This window comes from Mesorhizobium sp. W016, assembly GCF_054719485.1.
Genome location: NZ_JBTTIF010000002.1, coordinates 3,332,996 through 3,357,283 on the forward strand (window position 1 = coordinate 3,332,996; position 24,288 = coordinate 3,357,283).

General features: G+C 60.4%; 17 protein-coding genes. 10 read left to right on the forward strand and 7 right to left on the reverse strand.

The genetic code is table 11. The annotated features are described in order from the left end of the window. The first annotated feature begins 133 nt into the window (after nucleotides 1–133). From ACYG9V_RS16645 to ACYG9V_RS16660, 4 genes are all read left to right on the forward strand, one after another. Nucleotides 134–1,768, forward strand: a complete 1,635-nt coding sequence (locus tag ACYG9V_RS16645) for a glycosyltransferase family protein (RefSeq protein ID WP_031201966.1) — start codon at nucleotides 134–136, stop codon at nucleotides 1,766–1,768. A gap of 396 nt (nucleotides 1,769–2,164) precedes the next feature. Then, a complete protein-coding gene (locus ACYG9V_RS16650) occupies nucleotides 2,165–2,977 on the forward strand; it encodes a polysaccharide deacetylase family protein (protein WP_023697361.1) in 813 nt (270 codons plus the stop codon). After that, the gene (locus tag ACYG9V_RS16655) at nucleotides 2,974–3,945 is read left to right on the forward strand and encodes a glycosyltransferase family 2 protein (protein ID WP_196813648.1); all 972 of its coding nucleotides are present in this window, start codon (nucleotides 2,974–2,976) and stop codon (nucleotides 3,943–3,945) included. Before ACYG9V_RS16650 ends, ACYG9V_RS16655 begins: the two co-directional genes overlap by 4 nt. 30 nt (nucleotides 3,946–3,975) lie before the next feature. Continuing rightward, nucleotides 3,976–4,917, forward strand: a complete 942-nt coding sequence (locus ACYG9V_RS16660) for a glycosyltransferase family 2 protein (protein WP_198026963.1) — start codon at nucleotides 3,976–3,978, stop codon at nucleotides 4,915–4,917. Nucleotides 4,918–4,924: 7 nt separating this feature from the next. Here ACYG9V_RS16660 and ACYG9V_RS16665 read toward each other — a convergent pair whose 3' ends face one another. Together ACYG9V_RS16665 and ACYG9V_RS16670 are read right to left on the reverse strand one after the other, a co-directional pair. After that, a complete protein-coding gene (locus ACYG9V_RS16665) occupies nucleotides 4,925–6,013 on the reverse strand; it encodes an acyltransferase family protein (RefSeq protein WP_023697358.1) in 1,089 nt (362 codons plus the stop codon). A 21-nt stretch (nucleotides 6,014–6,034) separates the two neighbouring features. Beyond that, nucleotides 6,035–7,219 (reverse strand): acyltransferase family protein, encoded by a 1,185-nt coding sequence (locus ACYG9V_RS16670; RefSeq protein WP_023697357.1) that lies wholly within the window; start codon nucleotides 7,217–7,219, stop codon nucleotides 6,035–6,037. A 707-nt stretch (nucleotides 7,220–7,926) separates the two neighbouring features. On the opposite strand from ACYG9V_RS16670, the gene ACYG9V_RS16675 reads away from it, so the two are divergent. From ACYG9V_RS16675 to ACYG9V_RS16685, 3 genes are read left to right on the forward strand one after another with little or no spacing between them, the layout of a single operon-like run. After that, nucleotides 7,927–9,144 (forward strand): DegT/DnrJ/EryC1/StrS family aminotransferase, encoded by a 1,218-nt coding sequence (locus ACYG9V_RS16675; RefSeq protein ID WP_023697356.1) that lies wholly within the window; start codon nucleotides 7,927–7,929, stop codon nucleotides 9,142–9,144. 9 nt (nucleotides 9,145–9,153) lie between these two features. Further along, nucleotides 9,154–10,737 carry an oligosaccharide flippase family protein gene (locus ACYG9V_RS16680; RefSeq protein WP_023697355.1) on the forward strand — a complete coding sequence of 528 codons (1,584 nt, stop codon included), beginning with the start codon at nucleotides 9,154–9,156 and terminating at the stop codon, nucleotides 10,735–10,737. 18 nt (nucleotides 10,738–10,755) lie between these two features. Further along, the gene (locus ACYG9V_RS16685) at nucleotides 10,756–11,808 is read left to right on the forward strand and encodes a GNAT family N-acetyltransferase (protein WP_084624839.1); all 1,053 of its coding nucleotides are present in this window, start codon (nucleotides 10,756–10,758) and stop codon (nucleotides 11,806–11,808) included. Nucleotides 11,809–12,528: 720 nt separating this feature from the next. Here ACYG9V_RS16685 and ACYG9V_RS16690 read toward each other — a convergent pair. The 3 genes from ACYG9V_RS16690 to ACYG9V_RS16700 all read right to left on the reverse strand — a co-directional run bounded on the left by ACYG9V_RS16690 (nucleotide 12,529) and on the right by ACYG9V_RS16700 (nucleotide 17,795). Next, nucleotides 12,529–13,248: a Crp/Fnr family transcriptional regulator gene (locus tag ACYG9V_RS16690; protein WP_023697353.1), complete on the reverse strand. Its 720-nt coding sequence runs from the start codon at nucleotides 13,246–13,248 to the stop codon at nucleotides 12,529–12,531. Nucleotides 13,249–13,960: 712 nt separating this feature from the next. Continuing rightward, nucleotides 13,961–16,261 carry a mannose-1-phosphate guanylyltransferase/mannose-6-phosphate isomerase gene (locus tag ACYG9V_RS16695; RefSeq protein WP_023697351.1) on the reverse strand — a complete coding sequence of 767 codons (2,301 nt, stop codon included), beginning with the start codon at nucleotides 16,259–16,261 and terminating at the stop codon, nucleotides 13,961–13,963. Nucleotides 16,262–16,274: 13 nt separating this feature from the next. Next, nucleotides 16,275–17,795, reverse strand: a complete 1,521-nt coding sequence (locus ACYG9V_RS16700; protein ID WP_023697350.1) for a phosphomannomutase/phosphoglucomutase — start codon at nucleotides 17,793–17,795, stop codon at nucleotides 16,275–16,277. A 121-nt stretch (nucleotides 17,796–17,916) separates the two neighbouring features. Between ACYG9V_RS16700 and ACYG9V_RS16705 the strand changes: the two genes are divergently transcribed. The 3 genes from ACYG9V_RS16705 (at nucleotide 17,917) to ACYG9V_RS16715 (ending at nucleotide 21,305) form a co-directional block, all read left to right on the forward strand. After that, the gene (locus tag ACYG9V_RS16705) at nucleotides 17,917–18,342 is read left to right on the forward strand and encodes a hypothetical protein (RefSeq protein ID WP_156940760.1); all 426 of its coding nucleotides are present in this window, start codon (nucleotides 17,917–17,919) and stop codon (nucleotides 18,340–18,342) included. A gap of 167 nt (nucleotides 18,343–18,509) precedes the next feature. Further along, nucleotides 18,510–20,390: a GumC family protein gene (locus ACYG9V_RS16710; protein ID WP_352765966.1), complete on the forward strand. Its 1,881-nt coding sequence runs from the start codon at nucleotides 18,510–18,512 to the stop codon at nucleotides 20,388–20,390. A gap of 126 nt (nucleotides 20,391–20,516) precedes the next feature. Further along, nucleotides 20,517–21,305: a sugar transferase gene (locus ACYG9V_RS16715; RefSeq protein ID WP_023697347.1), complete on the forward strand. Its 789-nt coding sequence runs from the start codon at nucleotides 20,517–20,519 to the stop codon at nucleotides 21,303–21,305. A gap of 550 nt (nucleotides 21,306–21,855) precedes the next feature. On the opposite strand, the gene ACYG9V_RS16720 is transcribed toward ACYG9V_RS16715, so the two are convergent. After that, nucleotides 21,856–23,169, reverse strand: a complete 1,314-nt coding sequence (locus ACYG9V_RS16720; RefSeq protein ID WP_023697345.1) for a polysaccharide biosynthesis/export family protein — start codon at nucleotides 23,167–23,169, stop codon at nucleotides 21,856–21,858. A gap of 14 nt (nucleotides 23,170–23,183) precedes the next feature. After that, on the reverse strand, nucleotides 23,184–24,056 hold the full coding sequence (locus ACYG9V_RS16725) for a glycosyltransferase family 2 protein (protein ID WP_023697344.1): 873 nt from the start codon (nucleotides 24,054–24,056) through the stop codon (nucleotides 23,184–23,186). Nucleotides 24,057–24,288 lie beyond the last annotated feature (232 nt).

The following is a 24,288-nucleotide window of genomic DNA, read 5'->3' on the forward strand; positions in this document are numbered from 1 at the left end:
TGCGCCGCTGAAGCGATAGCAGCGGTCGGCTACAGTTCTATGTAACCTGCTTTGTCGCTTGGCAAGCCTTCACCACTAGGTATAACAAGTTCTAGGGCAGGCCGCGACCGTGGGGGGAAGGATGCCGGAGACGATGCGATTTGAAGCCGTGCGCTCCGATTCCGAGGTGGCGCGTATGCGTCACAACTATGAAGAGTTTCAAAGCCTTCGGTGTGAGGCGGAGCGCTGTCTGGAGGCTGACGACCTCAACTCCGCGGCGGCCTATGTAGAGGCGGCGGTCACGCTTGCACGCAAGCGGCATTGCGGCTTTTATCGGTCCGAGCCGCTTGAGCAAATCCTGATCGAGATCGCGCGACGGACACTCGCCCCGAAGGCCGAAACTGCGCGACCGACGCGAACGAAGATCGGCCGCGTGCTGCATGTGGCCACCGCCTTGAGCGAAGTCGGCGGCTTGACGCGGATGATGCGCCGCTGGATCGTCGCCGACGAGAGCCGTCATCACTCCCTGGCCCTGTTGCGCCATCCGGGGAAGCCGCCGGCCTCGGTGCGCCAGGCCGTGGAGGCTCGTGGCGGACATATCCACGTAATCGGCGCAACACGCGGCGGACCGGTGGAATGGGCCAGCGCGCTCCGCAAGTTATCGCTCAATTTCGACCTGGTCGTCCTGCACGTCAGCAACGAGGACCCGACGCCCAGTATAGCCTTCGCCGACGAGCGCAACCGACCGCCCGTGGTGCTGGTCAACCATGCCGACCATGCCTTCTGGGTCGGGCTCTGTGTGTGCGACCTGATCGCCAGTTCGCGCGTCTCGGGCGAGCGTCTGGTGGTGGAACGGCGTGGGATCTCGGCTAAGCGTCACGCCATCCTGCCGATCCAAATCGATCCGCCGATCCGCAAGCACAGCCGGGCCGAGGCGCGCCAGAAGCTCGGCATCCCGGTCGACGGACCGCTTCTGGTTTCGGTCGCGCGCGGCGTGAAATACCGGACGATGGGCGGGGTGTCGTTCGCCGACATGCATGTCGAGGCACTGCTGGCCCGATCCGATGCGCGGTTGTTGGTCGTCGGGCCGGGCGAGCCGGCCGATTGGCAAGACGCCATAGCGGCGACCGGCGGGCGGATCATTGGGCGGCCGGAGACGCCCGATCCTTCGCTCAGCTTCGAGGCGGCGGACATCTATCTCGACTCTTACCCCTTTGTATCGATTACCTCGATGCTGGAAGCCGGCGGGCTGGGCGCGCCCTGCGCGACGCTGTTTCCCTATCCGTTGGATGCTAACGTCATGAGCACCGATATGCCTGGGCTGGCGCCTACCATTGGCTTCGCCACCTCGATGGCGGAGTATAACCGCATCCTGGCGGACTGGCTCGCCGACCCGCAGGCGCTGCGTCGGCGGGGCGATGAGACGGCGGCCAATGTCAAGCGGCTGCACACCACGCCGAATTGGATCGAAAGCCTGGAGGTTCTCTACGCCAGAGCCGTCGCGATCCCGCCAGTCACACCGCTGCGTGGGAATGGCGCGCCCGCGAACGAGGAATTCTACGAAGGATATCCCGACATCCTGCTCAACGAGGTGTTCGGCGAGTTCGACAGCGCCGAGGCGATCCTGAAGCGTTCCCTGCGCCTGATGGCGCTGCCGGAGCGGCTACGGGTATGGCGGCGCCTGGCGCGGACCAAGAGCTTCGACGGGCCTTGGGACGCAGTCCGCAACCTGCTTCCCGAATGGCTGCCGCGGTCGGCGAGCCGGCTGAGGGGCGACAGCTGGATGTGAGTTTTAACGGCATGGTTTGCCCGGCGTCCCTTCGTCGGGCGCGTCTGCGACGCGAGATCGATCTTCAGATGCGACCCGCACACCTTATTCCCAGTACCCCTATAGCCTGAAGGGCTGTCAGTCAGGCAGCCATCGCGAATTACACTTTTGATTTAGCAGGCTGACAAAAACATACCGGGATACCCTTTTTGACTCTGGTCTGTTCAGCACCTCATTCTGATACGTTCGACGGAACAGAGCCTGTTGAGGCCTTGCTTTCCTTCTGGTGAGGATTGCGTTTGACGGGATGGGTATGGGTGCCTCGGGTTTCGACATGGTGGCGTTGGCGTCAGAAGTCATACTTGCCATGGGGCCTGCAATTCGACACCGACAGAAAGAACTGAGGCGAAGGTGAATATGATTGGGCGACCGCCGAAGATTCTGAAGCGGGCTGTCCGCGCCTTCGGTGTCGAAAGGCGTCATCTGGTCGGCGCACGCATGGTCCTCGAACGAGAGGGCATGTCCGTCCTTGGCCGACGCGTAAGCCGTTCGGGCGGCCGTATCCTGGCCTACCACTCGGTCGGCCAGCCGCTGATGGATCACAACGACGTGCCGCCGAAGCTGTTCCGTCGCCAGTTGGAGTGGGCCGCGGCGCGAGGCTACCGGTTCGTCCCGGCCTCGAAGATCGCTCGGACGGGGGGCGACCCGATGGACCTTGCCATCACCTTCGACGACGGTCTGCGCAGCGTGATGACCGAGGCCGCGTCAATCCTGAAAGACTTCGCGGTTCCCTGGAGCCTTTTCGTCGTCACCGACTGGAGCGAAGGCGGGTCTCCCTGGCCGACCGACGAGGTTCTAGGCTGGCGCGATCTGGAGCGCCTGGCCGCCGACGGCGCCGAAATCGGCAGCCACTCCGCAAGCCATCCCGATTTTGGACAGCTGGACGGCGCCGCCGCCCGTGAGGAATTGGACCGCTCGCGCACTATGATCGAGGCCCGGCTCGGCTTTGCGCCGACCTCGTTCGCAATTCCGCTCGGCCAATCGACCAACTGGACCCCGATCGCCATGCGGGAGGCCAAGGCAGCAGGTTATGAGCTGGTGTACGCCCAGGCAGAGGAGACGCGTTCGGCTGGCACCATCGCGCGGACCTTCATCACGCGCTTCGACAACATGCGGGTATTTTCGGCGGCCCTGGCGGGCGTCTTTGATCGGTGGGAGGAATGGGGGTGAGTCAGGCGCGCATCGTCTCGGTAGTCGTCCCGACCCGCGACCGTCCGCAGTACCTGGACCAGTCGCTGGCGAGCATTCGCGCGCTCGAAGGCCCGGATCTGACGTTTGAGATCCTTGTTGGCGACAACGGCTCCAACCACGACGCCACCGGCGCAGTGACACAGGCCCATGGCGCGCAGCACCTCATCGTGACGACCGCGGGCGCTGGCGCCGCGCGCAACGCCGCGATGCAAGCGGCCTCGGGGGAGTTCCTGGCGTTCCTGGACGACGACGACGTGTGGACCGAGCAACATGTGCGGCCGCATTTGCAACTCTTCGATCGCCAGCCGGAGGTGGAGGCGGTCTTCGGTCAGGTTGTGATGGCCGATCCTAGTCTGCGGCCGATCGCGCCTCCCATCCCCAATGACGTGCGCCCCGACGGCGATCATCTGAAGATGATGCTGGACGGCTACTTCCCGCAGATCGGCGCCACGATGGCGCGTATCGCGGTACGCGACGCCTACGGTTATTTCGACGAGACCCTGCTGGCCGACCAGGACTGGGACTGGCATATGCGCGTCGCCAGCGGTGGGCATGTGGAGCATGTGGCCGTGCCATGCGTCTTGTTCCGCCAGCGTCCGTCGGGATCCTACGACGCCTTGGTCCTGAGCCGGATTCCCTATACGCGCAGGGTGTTTATGCGGCACGCCATACCCGTCTGGCGCAAGTGGCGCTCACCGAAGGAGTGGCTGCATTCCTATTTCGCCACGCTCTTGGGATTCTACACCTATTTCGCCGATGCGGCGGTGGAGCGGGCGGCCAAGGGGGATGCGAAGGGCGTGCGGTTCGCGGTGCGTCATGCGCTGTTGGTGTTTCCGTTCCGGGCGGTTAGGCAGCTCGTGAGGCCGACGCCGTTGCGCGCGGCGTTCTTCTGGTCGATCGGCCTAGGCGCGCGCCCGCCGGCCGTCGAGGACGCGGCGCTGGACTGAACGCGCGTGGAGCTTAAGGATCGGATGGGCATGCACGACGCCAAGGACGCGCCGAAGATCAGCACAGGTGCCCCGGCCATTAGCATCGTCATCGCCACACACAACCGCAGCCACGACGTCCTCGAAAACGTCGACGCCCTGCTGCCGCAATGCGTCGGCCAGGCGGTGGAGGTCATCGTCATCGACAGCGCCTCGGCGCCGGCGCACGCCGATGTGCTGGAGACCCTGAAGGCGCGCCCGGGACTGAGCTTCATACGGCTCGACGAGCCCGGCGTTGCCCGGGCCCGTAACGCGGGTTTCGAGGCAGGCAAAGGCGATTGGATTGCATTGCTGGACGATGACGCGGTGCCGCGGCCCGGCTGGGTACAAGCGGCGATCACCTACGCGGCCCGCTGTGACGCCCAGACCGCCATCCTGGCGGGGCGGGTGGTCGCACACTGGCCCGACGACGCCAGCAGTCTTGAAATACCGCCGAGCCAGCTCGGACCGCGAGCGCGCTTGTTGTTGTCGGTGGTCGATGAGGACGGCTTCCGCGACACGACCGATCATCCCATCGGCGTCGGCGCCAACTTGTTGTTCCGCCGCAGCGCGCTTCAAGCTCATGGTGGGTTCGACGTAAAGACCGGTCGGGTCGGCTCGAACCTAGCCAGCGGGGAAGAGGCCCAGATGATGACCGATCTGATTGGAGCAGGTTATCGCTGTTGGTACGCGGATGCCTTCGTCGTGGACCACAAGGTCGATGCTGGCCGTCTTACGCGCGCGTGGCTCACAGAGCGCGCGCGCAAGGAAGGCGAGGTGGAACTGAGGGGTTTGAAAACGCCAGGCCAGAAGATCGCGCGAGCAATCAAGATGATCGTCGCCACCCCGGTGCTGGCCGCGTTCCAGATGCTCGACCGGCCCGAACGCGAATATTACCTGCGCCTGAACCACAACATTGGTCTGCTGCGGAAGCTGTTCGGTCTGGCAAGCTGAGGGGGGCTCAGGCGATGGCCGGCGCGGCTTTCGGTGTCGCCCGATGGGCCCAGGCCATGATTGGTCGTTCAAAGAATCGCCAGGAGACGGTCGCCAAGCCGATGGTCAACACAAGTTCGATGGGGGCCGAGATCCAGTCCGGCGCTTCGAATGCGACGCCGAACTTCCGGGCCGCTGCCTCGACGTTGTAGAAATGAATGAACTCGTGGAAAACGTAACAGCCGTAGCTTATGCGTCCCAGGTTGCGCAGGGGCCTTGTGTCCAGAAGGGCGACGAAACGCGAGGCCTGGTTCCTCGCGATCTGGAAGACCAGAAGCGCGGCTGTAGCCGCGACTGCCGGCGCATAGACGCGCCAGACGATCTCGTCCTTGAGGACTGTCAGGGGCAAGATGAGAAGCGCCAGGGCGGCGATGCTCTGGGCCGCCGTGGAAACCAGCCATGCCGGTACCCGCCGGTCGAGGTTCAGTCCTGCCAGACCACCCAAGGCGAGATAGCCAAAGCCGATCATGGGATTCAAGCCGATGACCTTGGACGATGCTCCGGCCCATTCGAGGCCCGCCTGAGTGATGAGACCCACAACCACGAAAGCAACGCAGATCTGACCGGCGGCCTTGCTGTGGGTGAACAGCAGCAAGGGTGCAAACAGCACATAGAATTGCTCTTCGATCGCCAGCGTCCAGAAGTGGTTGAAATGGCCTACCCAGTGGCCGGTCGTGAACACATAAATGTTCGTGGCGTAGAGCAGCATGGCCTGGGGCGCGCCGCCTTCGAAGCCATCGAAGTGAACGTACAGCGAGGCGATCAGGAAAACGCCGATGGTCGCGTAATAGACGGGGAATATCCTGGCCGTGCGTCGAAGATAGAATCGCCCCAGACCCGCAAGCGTTGTCGTCTCGCCAGCCTCGACTGCCACCCGCGTGCGAGCCAGGATACGGGTGATCAAGAGGCCGCTGAGCCCGAAGAAGAGCATCACCCCGTCGCCGCCAAGGGATCCATACGTCCCTTGATGAAACTTGTGGCTAATGAATACGAAGACGAAGGCGATCGCGCGCAAGCCATCAAAACCCTTGATGCGGCGTTCGTCGTCGAGTCGCATTGGTCGTAGCTCCGCCCGCATCTACGTGGCTCTTTGCCGGCCAGGGGACAAGGCAGCGGTTGCGCTGCTGGCCTCGGTGCCCTCCCGCGCCGTCAATCTGGCGCCCAACCGCAGAAGCGGCCGCTCGAAGAAGTGCCAGGAGAGCGTCGCCAGCGCGATGGTGATGAAAAGCTCCAGGGCCAGTTGAACGCTAGCCGGCGCGTCGATCTCCAGATGCAGCTTATGGAGCACCGCCGTGAGGTCGTAGAAATGGACGAACTGGTGCAGGATATAGAAGGCATAGCTCACCCGGCCGAGCGAGCGCAGCGGCCACAGGTTGAGGAAAGCCACGACCGGGGTCTGTTGGTTGCGGGCGATCTGGAATAGGAACAAACCGGCCACAGTGCAGGTCAGCGGTCCGAAGACGTTCCATGCGTCCCGGAAATATCCGAAGACCAGTGGGATCGCGATCAACGCCAGGCCAGCCGCCGCCTGGGATTGCGCACTCACCAGCCATGCGGGCGGCTTGAAGTTTTTCAATGAGGCGAGAAAGCCGCCGACGCCGAGCATGCCGAAGGCGATCAGCGGATCGACGTGAATGGCGTTCGGGTGGGTGTTCACCGATACGAGCCAAGCCAGCCTTGCCGCGCCGGCGAGCATGAAGCCGATGCAAATCCGAAGCAGGTATTTGCGCGGGGTGAACAGGAGGATCGGCGCCAGGAGCAGGTAGAACTGCTCCTCCGCCGACAGCGACCAGAGGTGACCGAAATGACCGTGGGCCCCGGTCGGCGTCATCTCGATATAGATGTTGGTGCCGTAGAGGGCGTAGATCGTCGCTTCCACGCGCGAGAAGCCGACGAATGAGGTGAACAGCGAACCCAGTGCGAAAACACCGAGACAGGCGTAATAGAGTGGGAAAATGCGCAGGCTGCGGCGCAGATAGAAGTCACCCATCGACCGCCAGGTCGACTGGACCCCCGCTTCGACCTTTGCGCGCATCTCCGACAGTATCGAGGAGATGAGCATGCCGCTTAGCACGAGAAAGAGCCAGACGCCGACGGAACCATAGGAATCGTGGTGCGGCAGGGTCGTTTTGTGGCTGATGAAGACCATCAGGACGGCGATCGCGCGCACGCCGTCGAAGCCGGCGATACGATCTTCCGCCGGCCGGGCGACGGCCTTGGCCGACCGGACGGCGAAAATCGCGCCTTGATCAATGGTTGCCATGGGTCAATACTCGAGCCGATGCTCCGCAACCGAGACATGGTTCGGCCCCGGGGGCCGTCAGACTTTCTTGGTTATAAACGCCTAACTCTTTGTCACATCAATTCGGCCAGAAGGCGTAGGCTCTGAGCGTGACGGTGCAGGCGTACGTCTCGCCAAATTGAGATCCTGAAAAATGTTGTTTGCGCGCCGGTCGGTCTATAGGTGGGTTACTCGTCTCTTCCAGACGATGGATAAATGAAAAGAAGCGTAAATACGTTTTCCTCCCAGGCCCAGCTTATCTCGGAGCACAACATACGCTTCGGCTTGACTGGATGCTAAGCTGCATTGTCACACTGCCACAACTGGTGACTCAAGGTAGATGAATTTGCTGTAGGCCACGGCCGGAAATCCCTATATTGAATTCAATATTTAAGTGTTAGCGTATATTGTCGAATGGCGGGTGCGACACATTTTGGCGTTTCCCCGCCGAAAATGTCGGGCCACACATTGCGTGCCCCATTGCAATGGGGCCGGAAGGTTGTTTCAGAACCTGTCCGCTGACCGAAAGCGGTATCCATATGTAGGAAACCCAACTGTCCCAATACACCAGGCACGCCGGCCGTCGGTATCTGCATCCCACAATAGGACAAGGTGAGCCACCGGCTTTGTCGTGATACGACCACTGCAACTTCTCGCACCGAGTAGGTCTTTCGTTCTGAGGATCTGACATGATTCCGATCATCAAGCCCACCATGGATAGGGCCGAGGCAGAGGCGGCGCGCCGCGTCATCCTGTCCGGCTGGGTCACGCAAGGCCCCGAGGTGGCGGCCTTCGAGACGGAATTCGCCACCTTCACGGGCGCGCCGCACGCTGCGGCCGTTTCGAACTGCACCACGGCCCTGCACCTGGCCTTGCTGGCGGCGGGGGTGAAGCCCGGCGACGAGGTGGTCACGGTCAGTCACTCCTACATCGCCACAGCCAATTCGGTGGCCTATTGTGGCGCGATCCCCGTCTTCGTCGACATCGATCCGACCACCTACAACATTGATCCAGCTCTGATCCAGCACGCGTTTTCGGCCAAAACCAGCGCGATCCTGGTGGTCCACCAAATGGGCTTGCCCTGCGACATGGCTGCTGTGGTCGACATCGCCAAGGCTAGGGGCTTGCCCCTAATCGAGGACGCGGCCTGCGCCAGCGGCAGCGAGATCTTCTGGAACGGTCGATGGGAGAAGGTCGGCAAGGCGCACGGCGACGTGGCCTGCTTCTCCTTCCACCCACGCAAGATTATGAGCACCGGCGATGGCGGTATGCTGACCACCAAGCACGCTGACTGGGTCGCCAAATTCAAGTCGTTGCGCCAGCACGGCATGAGCGTGCCCGACACGGTCCGCCACGGCTCGACCCAGGTGATCTTCGAGACGCACCCAGTGCTCGGCTACAACTATCGCATGACCGACATCCAGGCCGCTGTGGGCCGCGAGCAGCTCAAGCGCCTGCCCGGCATCGTGGCCCGCCGCCGCGCGCTTGCCGCCCGCTACGCCGAATTGCTCGGCGAGGCGCAATGGCTGGGCCTGGTGCGCGAGCCGGCCTACGCGCGCACCAACTGGCAGAGCTTCTGTGTCCGTCTGCCGGACTCCGCCGACCAGCGCACTGTCATGCAGGCTATGCTGGATGCCGATATCGCCACCCGCCGCGGTATCATGTGCGCTCACCGCGAGGACGTCTATGCCTCCCGGCCCCTGCGCATGTCCTTGCTGGAATCGGAGGCAGCCCAGGACCATACCATCGTCCTTCCCCTCTATCCCCAGATGACCGATGAGGATCAACAGAAGGTCGCCTCGACCCTGATCAAGGCTACCCGGGTTCCAAGGCCCATGACTCCAATTCTGGAATTCAAGCGAGATGTGATGGAGGTCCCACATCGGGGCCGGTCTGTGCGAAAGTGAGAGATAGGAATGGCGAGCATCCGGCGCGCGGTGGTCGCGGTCTATTTCGAGAAGTACGCGACCCTCATCCTGAATTTGGCGACGCTGTATGTTTCGTCGCGGTTTTTGACACCCAACGAAATCGGTGCTGCCTTCCTTGGCGCCAGCCTCGTCGCGCTCGCCGAGGGTATGCGGGACTTCGGCGTCACCAACTACATCGTCAACGCCGAAAAACTCTCGAAGGGGGAAATACGCACTGCCTTCACCTTGATGCTGGCGGTCGCCGTCGTCCTTACGACCGCCTTCGTCGCGACGGCGGGCCTCTATGCCGCCTTCGCCCACGAACCGCGTCTGGAGAACTTTGTCCGCACCGTGGCATTCGGCTATCTGTTCTCCAGCATCGGTTCGCCGATCGTGGCTCTGCTTCGCCGCGACCTGAAGTTCTGGAGCATCGCGGCCATCAACCTGGGCTCCGCTCTCGTCGGCAACATCACCACAACTGGCCTGGTGATGATGGGCTTCGGCTATATGAGCTTCGCCTGGGGCTCGCTTAGCTATCCGCTCTCCACCTTTGTCTTTGCCGTCCTCATGCGCCCGGACCTGTCCATCTTCCGGATCGAGCTCACAAAATGGCGCGAGATTCTGGCGTTCGGCGGCTTGAACACCGCGACCGGCCTTCTGACCACCCTTGGGGAGGTCATTCCAACCTTCATGCTGGGGCGGGCCAGCGGCAGCACCGATGTAGGTCTCTACAGCCGAGCCCAACAGGTCACACAGATGCCCAGCCGCCTAGTCATATCGGCTATCTCCGCGGTGGCCCTGCCAGGGTTCGCCGCCCATGCGCGCACGGGGCGTCCCCTCAAGGCCCCCTATCTCAAAGCCGCCGCCAGCCTGACCGCATTCCACTGGCCGGGCCTGGCGATGGTCATCCTCTTCGCCTATCCCCTGGTGCACACCCTACTGGGACCAGGATGGGAGACCTCCATCCCGCTGGTGCAAGTGATGGCGGCCGCCACCATGCTCTGCTTCCCCGTCCCCCTTATGTTTCCGGCCTTGGTAGCCGTCGGCGGCATCCGAGACACGGCCAAGGCCTGGATCATTTCCCTGCCGATCACCAGCCTGATCATGATCCTGGCGGCCCAGCATGGCCCATTTATGCTAGCGCTCTCGATCTTCGCCACCACGCCGATCCAGGTGGGCGTCGGCCTCTGGTTCCTGATGCGGCGGCTGAAATTGAGCGTCGGCGAATATCTGCGCGCCCTACTGCCCAGCGCCGTCGCCACCCTCGCGACGGCGCTGGGCCCGCTCGTCGTCATCGGACTGAACGGCCTCGACATGAACCTGTCGGTCTCACAGACTGTCCTGGGCGGCGGGCTTGGCGCAGTGTTCTGGTTCCTGGCCATGGGCTGGACCCGTCATCCGTTTGCCGCCGAACTGGCTTATCTGCTGGGCAGGATCCAGGCCTTGGCGCCTGTGCGCCTGCGCGCGCCCTTTGCCCACCTCCGGCGCTTCCTGGGTGAGGACACCGAACAGGGGCAGGCGCCTGCGCCGGCCGACGCGAACACCGGCGGACCGCTTCTTCGAAGGATTGCCTGGATGGCAGACAAGCACTGACTGCAGGGGGAACCGGTGATGAATCACTCTGACGCCATGGATTCTGCCGGCGCGAAAGCCGCCGGCTCGGATTTCAAGCGTGCGTTGGGCCATCTCGCCGCGCCCGCCGTGATCTCCGCTGCCCGCATCGTCACCCCCTTAACCTCGCGGGGCGTTAAAATCGCCTGGTTTGATGTCTGGAACTCGACCCTCGACCAGGTCTTAGACGACCTACCGGCAATTCCCGGCTGCGACCGCGATCTCTATCGTGAACTCACCCAGCCTACGAGCGTCCAGAAGCGCCACGCCCTGGCGACGGAGAACGGCCGGCCGACCGCGCTCATCTCGCTGCGTCGCCGCCGCCGGTACTGGGAGCCCGTCGCCTATCAATCGCTTTCCGGCGTAATCGCGCCCACGTCCTCTCCCGCCGCTCTTGGTCGGGCGCTACACGCCCTGGGTGTCGAGGTCCGGGTCGAGGCGGGGCTCGACAAGAGCGTCGTGGATCTCAAGCCGCGATCCTACTGGTCTCCAGACAACTACCGCGTCGACCTGCAGGGCGACTATGAGGCACTCTGGAGCCGCAATCACCGCAAGAATGTGCGCAAGGCCCGCCAACGTTGCGACGAGTTCATGCGCCTTCGCGTCGACGATGTGGGCGACCTGGAATGGTGCTGCACCCAGTGGAGCCGCGTGTGGGAAAGCAACGACGCCGAGGAGACGGTCGCCGCGGAGGATCGTCTGCGGTTCTGGCGCGCCTTCATGAAACGGCAGACCGCCGACAGTCCGATCCAGTTCCACACCTTGCACCTGCTCGACGGCGGTCGGCGCACGGCCGGCACCGTCCTGATGTGTCAGGACGGTGCCGTGCTCGGCCAATGCATCGTTCGCGACCCCGAATACGACGGCTTTTGGGTCGGTGTCCGCATAATGCAGGCTTCGATCGAATGGGCGGCAAGCGCTGCGTATCGCCAGTTCGATCTCGGTTCCGGGCAAGACTACAAGCAGAGTTGGGGTCAGCCCGTAGCCGGGCGTTATGGTGCGATCTTCCGCCCACTTGCGGTCAGCGCGCTCTATCGGTTCGGACTTCTGTGACGACGCAGCGACATTAGCCGATTGAGCAAACGGATCGAGCTCTGCATTGCTGAGGACGACCGACCCGCCCCCAGTGCTAGCCCAGAAGCCAAGCAGAACTTCACCGGGTGCCACAAAGCCGGGGAAAACGGCTCTGAAAGGTGTTACTTCGAAGGTCCTAATATTACCATCGTTCCAGCCGGCAACGCCACCCAGGGAGCCGGTGAGGCCCGGATGGTCAGACAAGTTGCACCCCAACAGGCTGTCGGGCCGCTTGCGCGGATTCCGCTCCCGGCCAAATGAGCGCGTGCGGCCCGAAGTCTGCGGGGTAGCGGCAACCGCCGCCGGACCTGACCGGCAGGATCCACTTCGCGCCCGGTGACAACGATTATGTGCTATTGATTATATAAGAAGAATTCATCCAAACGAATAATGAAGGAGTAGAGGCGAAGCGTGACTGGTATCAGGCGTACTCCGAATAAACGGCAAATGTGGGACCTGCAGGCCATATTGCCAGCTAATCCAGGCTGACGCAGCTTTATGCCCGATCTTACTTGCTAGGCTCAAGAAACACGCAAAAGCTTGCCTAAGCGGAGCGGCAGGTTCGGACTGGTTTGTAGCTCGGCGCAACTCTCTTTCCATCGCTGCAGCTATTCACCAATGGGAATTCCGTTGCGGCCAGTCCAGCGCTCGAGCGCGCTTTACCAAAGCGAGGGTTCCAAAGGCTAAGGCGCCCGGCGCTCAACTCTTGATGTATTCGCCGTCGAATCCAGCGAACTTCGCCAGACCGCGGTAATCGAGCAGGCGGACATGGCCCTGCCGGAATTCGAGAAACTTCCGCTCGCGAAGTTCCCGCAGCATTCGATTGACGTGGATCGGAGTAAGGCCAAGGGCGTCAGCGAGGTCGTATTGGGTGAGCGGGCAGTCGAAGCCGTTGCGGTCAACTGCGCCTACTCGTTGCAGACGCGCTGTCAGCTCGAGCAGCAAATGTGCTGTCCGCTCTAATGCGTTGCGTCGTCCTGCGCTGGCAAGGTGCTGAGCCATAACCGCCCCATTGCGCAAGAGGGCTCCAACGATGAACGCGAACAGACGAGGCGATTTCATAGCGGCAAGCGTCAATGTCTTGGTGGGTGCCACCAGCAATGAAAGTTCAGTTTGAGCTACGAATGTCCCAATAGAGCCGCTTCCAGGTGATTGAGACAGAACGACATCGCCAGTCAGGGCAAAATCGAGAATTTGTCGCTGCCCGTCCGGAAGCTCATGGGAAATGCACCCCCAACCCGACTCGACGACGTAAATACGATCGTTGTCGTCACCTTGGCTGAAGATTACCGCGTCGACTAGATACCGCTTCGCGGCGAAGCCGAGGGTCTTGATCAGAGCGGCGTCGTCATCGTTAAGTCCAACGTATGACAAACTGTGCTCATCTCCTCTCGAAAAAAAACGTGAAGCCTGTGTCATCCCTAACCCTACCCAATTCCTATGTACCCTCCTGAAACTCATCATGCATATTAAATTTTAGCTTATGAGCGTTCTTTCAGATCTCGCCAAAGGAAGGTGCCACGACATCAATCTCCTGTCGAAACCTGGATCGGAATAGGCCACGGGTCGATTGATGCCGCCTAGAGCTTGTATTATCTATGACTTACTCCTCTTAAAATTCTCCCTCATTGACTCAACGATCTCACTGGCAACGAGACAGCTCCGATTGTCCGCCTGGTCGGCGGCATTGCGCAACGTCAGGGACGCATCCCGCAGCAGGCCCCTGATCTGCGCCGGAGATAACAACTCCGATGCTTCAAGTTCCAAGAGGACCGATTCACTCACATGCAGCGCTGCAAGCGCAACTACCCGAGGTCTTGTTGCAAGCAGCTTCAAGAGATCACCACTGCGCCTGTCCCGCGATTTCTTTTTTGCCATCGTCGCCCTTCAGCTGCCCGGACAAAAAGCTTCTACTTCCCACACTTTGATAAGTTTACGCCGCCAGAAGCCGGGAGACCCTCGTGTTTGTGGGCGCGGCCTCTGCTTAAGGTACCGCAGTTTGCCATGGTGACACAGAGGCAAGAAGATACCGAATTAGCGGTACCTCCCACCGCATCAGCGCGAACGGTGAGAAGACTCCCTGTTTGGAGTAAGATCTGCCGCGTCGTGACGCGATGAGCAGTCGCTTTCTTCAACCATAATTCTGCTTCGCAACAAGGCTGTCCGCTTTCAGAGAAAGTCCCGGAAACGCCTGAACCTGCCCCTCAGTCTTGTCGAGATATTGCATCAATGCCGTCACCAAATGGTAGAAGATGCTGGCAGGAACCTCCGTCGCCAGCGACCGACCGCGCTCGTCGATCCTGTCCATCCACAGGCCAAGCGGCGCGGGATCGATATGCCATCTGAAAAGGCGCGCGACGCGAGCTTCGATCTCGGGTTTCAGATCAGGCCCACCGATGTTGTCCAACGCGATCGCCGCCTTGATGGCTTCGCATTGAGGCCAGCTGCGCGAGAGCCTGTCGAGAGGCATCCCTTGTCTCGAAACGGCCGCATAAGCCAGCCCTGTGGCTCGATTCAGTCCGCTGGCGACCGCCGACGAATAGAGTTTCCTCGCGTAAGCAGCCAGATCTTTCTGTCCGGTTGCCCGCGCGAAGTCGACGAGCAGGGAGGCCCATTCGAAATGGTGCCCAGGCTCGGTCCACTGTCCCTTGTCTCCGGGCAACGGCAGCCAGTCGGCATCGAAATATTCGCCGAGCGTCCAACTTTCCTGGTCGAAGAAATGGCTGCGGAATAGATCGATGATGCGAGCCGCTCGACGCAGATATGCGCGATCGCCGGTTGCGGTGTACCAGGCAAGGAATGATTCGAGCATGTGCATGTGTGGGTTCGAGGACCGAACCCCGTTCCAGCCTGGTGTCTCGAGGAAGCCATTTAAGCTCCCATCCTCAAGGTGCGAATCGATGAAATGAAATGTCTCCTGTGCAAGCTGAAGGGCAGGTTGGTGGCCGCAGCTATAGGCATGAGCAAGTGCCAGGAGCACGCAGGAATGGTCGTAGGCATCCTCCGCCGGATCGGCCACGCTTCCATTGGAATTGAGGGTGCGTACCCAGCCTCCACGATCTGTGCGGCCGTATTTTGCGATGAAGTCTATACCATGATCGATGAGCTTGTCGGCGGCCCCCGTCCAGCCACGTTCCTTGGCCACAGCGAAAGCATAGATCTGGCGAGCCATCGTGCGCATCCGCTTGGGTTTGCCCAATGGCCTGGCATCGAAACCGAGCGCTTCGTGGAAGCCGCCATGCGCGTTGTCGACGCCTGCGTCTGACCAAAGCGGAAGGGTCTCGTTGAAGAGCCAGTGCTCGACGCGCTTGCGCCATGATCCGCTGACAATGACCCGGTCTTCCGACGCTGTGAATTTCGTCTCGAGGCGCCCGCTCTTCTCAAGTTGCTCGACGACCTTCTTCACATTCTGACTATGGCTGACCGGGGCGATGAATATGGCGTCCGGCGTTGCGACCACCGCCACATCCTTCATTCCTATGACGGTGAGCAGCCGACCTTGGCTTCTGAGGTAGGAGTTGTCGCAGTCCATGGCGACGACATCGCCCATTACGACGTTGCCGTTTCCGTCCACGGGGCTGGCCTCCAGCAAGGATTGCCACGACCCAAGATCGTTCCAGCGGAACGAAGCCGTCACCATCGCGATGCCCCGCGCATGTTCCATGACTGCATAGTCGATCGATGTGGAGGGGACAGCCGAGTAGAAGCCTTGCGGCAGGTAAACGCCCGACACATCCACCTTGGCAGTGCTGAAGGCGCGTTCGGCGGTTTCCCAGATCTCCGGGTGAAACTCGAGCAAAGCCCTCCGCATCGTGTCGGCACGAAAAAGGAAGATACCAGCATTCCAGTAAAACCTCCCCGACGACAGATATTTTTGCGCCGTCTCGATGTTCGGCTTTTCGACAAAGCGTGAGACCGCGGCTGCGCCGTCACCATTGGCCGCAACCTCAATGTATCCGTACCCGGTCTCTGGATGAGTGGGCTTGATGCCGAACACGACAATGCTTCCCGAGCCGGCGGCGGGCATACCCGCTTCAACGGTCTCCCAGAACTGCGTCTCGGTCGATATCTCATGGTCGGAGGGAACCACGAGCACAAGCGCTTCGTTGCCGTGCTCCGAAATCGTCTGCAGTGTCGCAATGGCGACCGCTGCGGCCGTATTGCGGCCCAGCGGTTCGAAAATTGGCTTTCCCCCGTTCAGACCGAGCGAACTAATGTCGGAGATGACGCGTTCGGCATGGCGTTCGGATGCTATCAGATAGATCGGCGTTTCGTTGTCCGGCCACGCCTTCAGGCGCCGAACCGTCTTCGCCAGCATAGAGCCATCCCCCGAGAGATCGTGGAATTGCTTAGGATTGTCTTCGCGCGAGAGCGGCCACAGCCGGGACCCGACCCCGCCGCTCATAACAAAACTTACGATCCGGTGTGCCATGCTTCGGTTCCTCTCAGAATGTCTGGTTGTAGGCTCCGACCTCTGGATTGCGGCGCAGGACGGCGTCGATCGCCTCGAACATCTGTCGACGTCGCTCCGACGAGACGGGGCTTTCGACGACGACGACAATTTCGGGCTTGTTCGACGAAGCCCTGACCAGACCCCAGGTGCCGTCTTGAGCCACGACACGCACCCCATTGACGGTAACCAGATCAACAAGCGGCTGCCCCGCAAACTCGGTCCCGTCCCCCTTCATTTTCATGAAGTCGCCCAGGACCTTGTCGACGACGCCATATTTGACTTCGTCGGGACAGTGGGGGGACATTGTTGGGGTGCCGAAGGTCACGGGCAGGGCGCGGTAGAGTTCGGCCAGCGTCCTTCCCGGATTACGGTCGAGCATCTCGCAGACAGCAATCGCCGTGATAAGGCCGTCATCATAGCCACGCCCGATCGGCGGGTTGAAGAAGAAGTGTCCCGATTTCTCGAAGCCGGCGATTGCGTTAAGCTCGGCTACCCGCCGCTTGATGTAGGAATGTCCCGTTTTCCAATAGTCCGTGCGCGCGCCGTTTCGCGCCAGAACTGGATCCGTCATGAAAAGCGCGGTTGATTTCACGTCCACGACAAAGGTGCATTGCGAATGCAGGCTGGAAATGTCTCGCGCCAGCATGACGCCGACCTTGTCAGCGAAGATCTCGGTGCCCTCATTGTCGACGACGCCACAGCGGTCGCCGTCGCCGTCGAAGCCGAGACCCAAATCGGCACCGGTCTCCAGAATCTTGTCCCGGATGGCATGCAGCATCTGCATGTCTTCGGGATTGGGGTTGTAATGCGGGAAGGTGTAATCGAGCTCCACGTCCAGTGGGATCACGTCACAGCCGATGGTCTTCAGCACCTGTGGCGCAAATGCGCCAGCCGTCCCGTTGCCGCAGGCCACGACCACGCGCGGCTTGCGTCGAGCCGTCCTTCCGGCAGTCAAGTCGTCGATGTATTTCTCACGAAATCCGGACACGAATTCGTAGCCGCCGCCACCGACAAGATCGAAGTCGCCGTTCAGTACGAGCGCTTTGAGGGCTGTCATCTGGTCAGGACCGAATGTTAGCGGTCTCTGTGCGCCCATTTTAACTCCGGTCCAGCCGTTCTCATTGTGGGAAGCCGTGACCATCGCAACAGACGGAGCGTTGAGTGCGAACTGGGCGAAATAGGCGGTCGGGGAAAGCGCCAGGCCGATGTCCTTGACATGTGCGCCAGCCGCCATCAGCCCTGAGACCAACGCCATCTTTATGGACATTGAATAACTGCGAAAGTCGTGACCCGTGACGATCTCCGGGCCGACCCCCATTCGGCGGATCAGAGTGGCGAGACCCATTCCCAGTGCTTGGGCGCCCATCAAATTGAGCTCGGGCTCTTTCTCCGAGCCAGGGTGGCCGAACCACCACCGCGCATCATATTCCCGGAAGCCAGTGGCTTTGATGAGAGCATTGTTCTCGAACGCGAATGTGTTTGGCCTGGCTTGGGCGACTATCGTTAAGGTCACGGCTACCGCTCCGGGATTGCGCCAATATTCCTAGCATGGCCGCGAACCTCGGCCCCTTCATGAATTCGGGTAGCGCTACCCCGCGGCTCGTGCCGCTTCATCCAATAGGTGGTGCCGATCGATGATCGAAAGGATATCTCGTCCAGGCATGGGGGTCGCGTATCGTGGGGGTAGGCCCGCATCGGGCGCCAACATCAATTGTGGCTCTGTAGTGCCGCTGACATCATTCGGATTCTCCTTTCACAAGAACGTCGATGATAGGCGTTTCCAGGCTTTGGCGCGTGCCCTCGACCTCATTCAGCCGGAGATCGAAAGGGAATCGGAACGACTTCGCCAAGCTCGGAAACGAATGACAGATTGTGCCGCATTTTGCCTGGAGGCGACGGAAAACGGGGATAGGGGCGAACGTCTTTCAGCCAAACTGGTTATCCTCTCGCACGATCTTGCGGCAAACCAAGCACGAGAGTTGCTGCTGGAACAGCAGAAGTCATTTCTAGCCAAGATAAGGGCCGGTCTGCCGCGCATTCTTCATTCGCAAAGGATGTAGGTCTACGCCAATTGGCGGCGTTTACCTTCCCCCACGTCGGCGTAGTCTTTCTGCAAAAGCCGGGATCGCGGGCCCCGGCTCTTATGAGAACATCGGGCGGACGCCATGAAGCTCTGTATCGGGCGGCGTGCACGAAGGACTCTCCCATGCCCGCCGGAGACGTTTGAATGAACCGCTTGTTCGCCAACCAATGGCCTTTGGCAACCAATCAGCAGGCCAATGTCGGACAGGAATTCGTCGGCCTCTCGGACATAACCGGGTTTTTGAGACATTATGTCGGAACAATTACGGCCTGCCTTGCCGCGGCACTCCTGGTCGCATGGTTCTACGATTTGACCACCGATCCGGTTTTTACAGCCAGCGCCCAGATATTGATCGAACCGAAGCTACCGCAACATTTGCAGGAGGGCGGTGAAGTAAATCTTTCATTGGACACCGCACAAATTGAAAGTCAGATCGCAGTACTGCAATCTGAAAAGATTGCTTCGATGGTAATTGATCAGTTGAAATTGATTGAGGATACGAGTTTCAATCGCCCCGAGACACCGATGTTGCAGGAAAGAATCAGGAAACTCAAAGATATAATGGTGCAGGCTTTAGGGCTTGAGAAAAGCGCACGGCTGAACTCACTCTGGGGGCATATCGGCTTAGGCGCTCCGGAGTCGACCGCAAAGCTGACCGATTACCAGAAGTCCCGTCTCAGCATGCTGATTTTCCTCAGTGGCCTCGATGTGCGAAGGGTAGGTGTCTCCTACGCGATAGACATATCCTTCACCTCCGCCGATCCGGGGGGCGCCGCCAAGATTGCGAATGCAACGGCTGACGCCTTCGTGCATGAACAGATCGACACCAAGGCCGATTCGGCAAGAGAAGGTGGAGCATGGTTGGAAAAACGCCTTCAGCAGCTGCGCACCCAGATGAACGAGGCCATGGCAAGGGCGCAGGCATTTCGCTCTCGGCACGATTATAGCGTAGGAGGTGGTGCAAGTGCCGGTGGCGGCGTTAATTCTGAACCTACTCTCGAAGAACTCGAGGTAACTGCTGACACCTATCAGAAAATGTATGAGAGCTTTCTGCAGGCTTACACCAATTCGGTAAGCCAGCAATCCTACCCGGTTGCAGATGCAAGAGTGATCACTGCCGCGACGCCGCCGCTTTTTCCAAGCGCTCCAAAACCGAAGCTGGTGTTGGTCTTCGCTGGCGTCGCAGGGCTCATTCTCGGCATTGGCCTTTCCTTCGCGCGGCATTCGTTCGACTGGACCATACGATTGCCACGTCATGTCCGCGATAATCTGGGAATAGAGTGCGTCGGAGAACTACCGCCCACGAGCAGGCGCAGGGAATTCGGAAACGTCGACGAAGTGACCAAGCATCCGTGGTCGCGATACAGCCAGAGCCTAAGGAAAGCGCGAACCGAAATCAGCTTGGCGGAAACGAACCATCCGGTGAAGTTTCTTGGACTAACCGCTGTTTCGAACAACAGTCAGAAGACTTCCGTAGTCAGCAACCTCGCCACGCTCTATTCGATGTCCGGTCTAAAGACGTTGGTGATTGACGCTGATGTTCGCAGGTCGACGATTACCACAAGACTGATTGGGCACTCAAACGTCCAGAGCAACGAGTGCCTGGATCCCGCTCGACACAATATCATACGCGCTCTGGGGCGGCGGTTCGACGTTCTTTCAAGTTCCGTCGTGGATGCAAAGAACCTGCTCGTGCCAAGGAACATGCAGGTTTTCCTTTCTGAAGTTACTGCTGGGGACGCGGCAGGCTACGAGTTGGCCGCTTATGATATCGTCATCGTTGACCTGCCATCGCTTGAATCCGGGGCGGATGACCTGGTCGTTGGATCCGTGCTCGACGGTGTCGTGGTGGTTGCGGAGTGGGGAAAGACGCACGTCGACGCACTGCGGGAACTCGTGAGAACACTTCAGGCCTCCAGGACGCCTATACTTGGCGTGCTTCTCGCGAACGCGAGGGTAATGACGTCCAAGCACCGTCGGGTTGCCGCTAAGCAGAGCGCTTTCGGAAGCCGGCAAAGCGTGTAGAGCAATCATATGTGAGGATAGGGGGTAGCCCCTGGAGTATCGCGCTACCTCCTTTGCATTTCTTGCCGGCACGTTCCGTCCTTGGAAGACTGTCGAAGTTAATCAACGAGAAACAGCGACCGTCACATGACAAACGCCTTCGAAAAGCAGCACCAGGGTGAGGCGCTTTGGAGCCAACCCGTTGTGCCGGCCGCGATCGAAAGCAGGGCGATCCTGCATGTTGTTTCTGCGCGTGACTACGCCAGCACCGGAACGGTGTTGAATGAGCTGCCGGGTGTCCTCACCGGAAAGACGAACCCTCCGATTGGAGGCCTCCTCAAACGGATCATGGATCTGGCCATAGCCGGCGCAGCGCTCGTTTTGGCCGCGCCCGTCATGATTGTCGTCGGTCTGTTGATCAAGGTTACGGCCGGCGGTCCAGCTGTATTCTCGCATAGGCGAGTAGGCTTGGGTGGAAGCTCATTCAATTGCTATAAATTTCGCTCGATGGTCGCCAATTCGGACGAGGTTCTGAAGGCATATCTCGAGTCCAACGCCCACGCACGCAAGGAGTGGGAAGAGACCCACAAGATCAGGAACGATCCCCGCGTTACGCTTTTCGGGCGACTGCTGCGCAAGTCCAGCCTGGATGAGCTTCCCCAACTCATCAACATACTGCGCGGTGACATGAGTTGCGTGGGCCCAAGGCCGATCGTCGAGGACGAACTCAGGCGTTATGGCGAGCATCAGGCAGAGTACCTCGCAGCAAGGCCGGGGCTCACCGGTCTTTGGCAGGTGAGTGGAAGAAGCAGCATGGACTATAATAACCGCGTTGCGCTGGACAGCCACTATGTGCGGAACTGGTCGATCTGGCTTGATATCGTGATCTTGCTCAGGACCATCGTCGCGGTCATGCGGGTCGGCAGGGCCTCCTGAAACGTCGAACGATCACTTCTCGTTTCGATTGCAGTAGTGCGACAGAGACAAGCCTGCGAGGTAGGCGCAAGCCAAAAGAAATATCAAAACCAGAGATTTGCCACCAGTCACATGGCCCCACAGGCCTAGGCTATTCCAGGCAAGGATTGCGATCAGAAGCACTGCAGTCGCTGCCAGCAGCGCGGCAGCCTTGAAGCGTAGACCCAGAAGTATCCCTGCCACCGATACGGCCAGTATGCTTGTGAGCACCGATATCTCCAGTGGCACCCGCAGAAGGAGTTGGCTTTCCGCGGCGGGGAGTTCCGTCAGGGGCCGAGACCCACCGTGCGCCAACTGATAGGCGGCCTAGGAGTGCAAGGCAAGTGCTAGATACGGTGCTTCGGAATGCTGTTTGCGGTATTGCAAAGGGGTACTTGTAGAGCCACATATTTTTGGGTCGCAGCCCCATGCCTAACGCCCCAGCCATCCAACCCCACCTGCAACAGGTGGCGGTCCTGGTGAGCATCGACGGAGCCAGGATGCTGGCCTGGTTCGCGCCAAGCGGATCTGGTCAGTTCGTAGTTCCAACAGCAGTGGTGTCCGCCTGGACGCTTGCATCCGCTGCAGGCAAGCTGTCCAAGCCAGACTGCGGCAGGGGGATTTCGACCTTGATGGTATCGCCCGGCTCGACAAGGGTTGTCTCTTGGGCAGCAAGTTCTTCCGTGCCGGTGTCTTTCGGCCTCACAATGGTGAAGATCGGCTTGGCCCTCGCCGCACTCTGCCTTAGCGCCAGCAGAGCGGGCACAGCGACCTGCGTCTCGCTCAGCAACTGCACTGCGGTGTCGGATTTGCTGGTCACCTCGTTGAGCTGCTGCTGTGTTTCGCGCAAGCCCTCGGCGACCTCGCTGGAACGCTGATTGCTAAGGTTGAGTATTTCGATGTCTGTCTTGCTCATCTCCTGCCTGACACGCAGCATCGAGGTCTCGGCCGCTAATCTGTCGCTCTGCATCTGGGCGACAGTCCCCTCCAGCGCAAGTTCCCGTGGTGCAACCGCAAGGCCCTTCTGCACGAGATTCGAGACACCCGCGAGCTCCTTTTGGATGAGCTCGATCTGTTTGTCATGGAAAGTCAGCTGTTGCTCGAGCGAGGCCAGCTCCTGTTGCAGGAAGTCCTTGAGGTCTCGCAGTGAACGGAGCTGGGTCGCCAGTGCATCCTTTCGGATATCGAAAATCTTGCGTTCCTGGTTCATTGCAAGGGCAACGGTTTCGTTTGAAACCCTGTCCCTCAGTTCAGGGGGGAAAGCGATGTCGTCACTGCCGGCCAGCTCTGACTGCAACCGCGCTTTGCGTGCGAGCAGGCTGACATTGTTCAGAGCCAGCAGCCCGACATCGCCCCGGGCCGTGATGAACTCTCGTCCAAGCCGAGACACATCATCCTCGCGTATCGGCAACCCGCCGGCGACCCCAAGCGCCTGCAGCACTGTCAGGCCGGGCCTGTAGGGAAACTCTCCGGATTGCTTGACGTTGCCTACCACATAGAACGGCCTGTACTGGGCAATCTCCACGGCGACATCCGGCTGGCGGCCGAGTCCCATCTGCTGCATCAGCCGATCGCCTATGGCGCGGGCGAGAGTCCCAGGAGCGGTGCCCTCCGCGCGTATCTGCCCGACAAATGGCAGGAAGAGAGTCCCGTCGGCACCGACAGTGAAACTGTCGTTGAGAGCCGCCCACTCGAAGATCACATCACGCGATGCGCGCCATTCGTAGACTTTGAGCCTGACCTTGTCCTGCGGCCCAAGCAGGTACTCCGCGGCTGATGCCGGATACGGACAGACAGAGGCTGCCGCCAATGAAATCCCTGCCGCTGTTGAAAGCCATTTCCGCATTGTCTTCACCGTCGTCAGATCTTCAGGATGTATTCGGGTTCGATGCGCCCCATGGCGATATGCAGGATCGCGAGCGCGTTGCCGCTGAGACGACCTCTGCGATCGACATATGGCTCGGGCCAAAGGCTCTTTGCGAGGTTGGCCGCAATGTTCCTGAACATAAGGGGCAGTGCGAAAGAGGCTGGAACTGACCCCTTCTTTATCAGGTAGATCGCATTGACGACCTGGGAGTAGCCGAACCGCTTTCCGCTGACGCGGCCCGTTTTGATTCCGAGATGAACGCCCGTGATCGACGTCACGCATACGACGCGGCCTCTGGATCGCATTTGACTTGTGAAGTCGATGTCTTCTTGCCAGCCGTAGAGGACCAGGCGCTCGTCAAAGCGCAAATCGCCAACCAGCGAGGAGCGGAGCGACATATTGCATCCGTAGGCACCGACATGGTCGACCACGGACGCTCCATTCGGTTTTAGGCCCTCGGCTTCCCTCAGCGCAGCCTCTGCATCGTCCCAGGTGAGACCAGCATTGGTGGCGCCGTCTCTGACGACCCTGCCCATCACAACCGCCCATCCGCGATTTCCGGCAAAAGCCTGCTCGATCTGCTCCAGGTACTGGGTGGATGGAACGAAATCGTCGTCGAAGAATGTTATGATGTCGAAGCGCCGCAATGAAGGCACGAGAGCGGCGTTGCGTTGCGCAGCCAATCCTTTTGGACCGAACACATTCGACACAGGGAAGGGGCAGCCGTCCGGCAGGTCGATGTGTGTGGCGTCGGGTGCCGACAATATGACTTCGTCGGGAAGTCTTCTCTGGCTGCCCAAATATCCGAGCAGGCGAGCTACTTGCTCGCTGCGGCCGAGGGTTGGGATAATCACCGCAAGTTTCATGTTTCGTCCAGGCGTCGCTCCCCCTGACCATATTATGACGCGATGGCTCAAACAGCTTGAATAAAAGTGGGCGCGACCAACGCGGCCTACCTCATCGAGTACCAGCTTTTGACGTACTTCCTGCAAGCGGGTCACGACCATAAGCGGTAGGCGCATACGCGCCGGCAGCGGTCGGTGATCGATCGGACAACTTGCGATGGTCCCCGCACAAAACGGAAACTCGGGCTTAAAA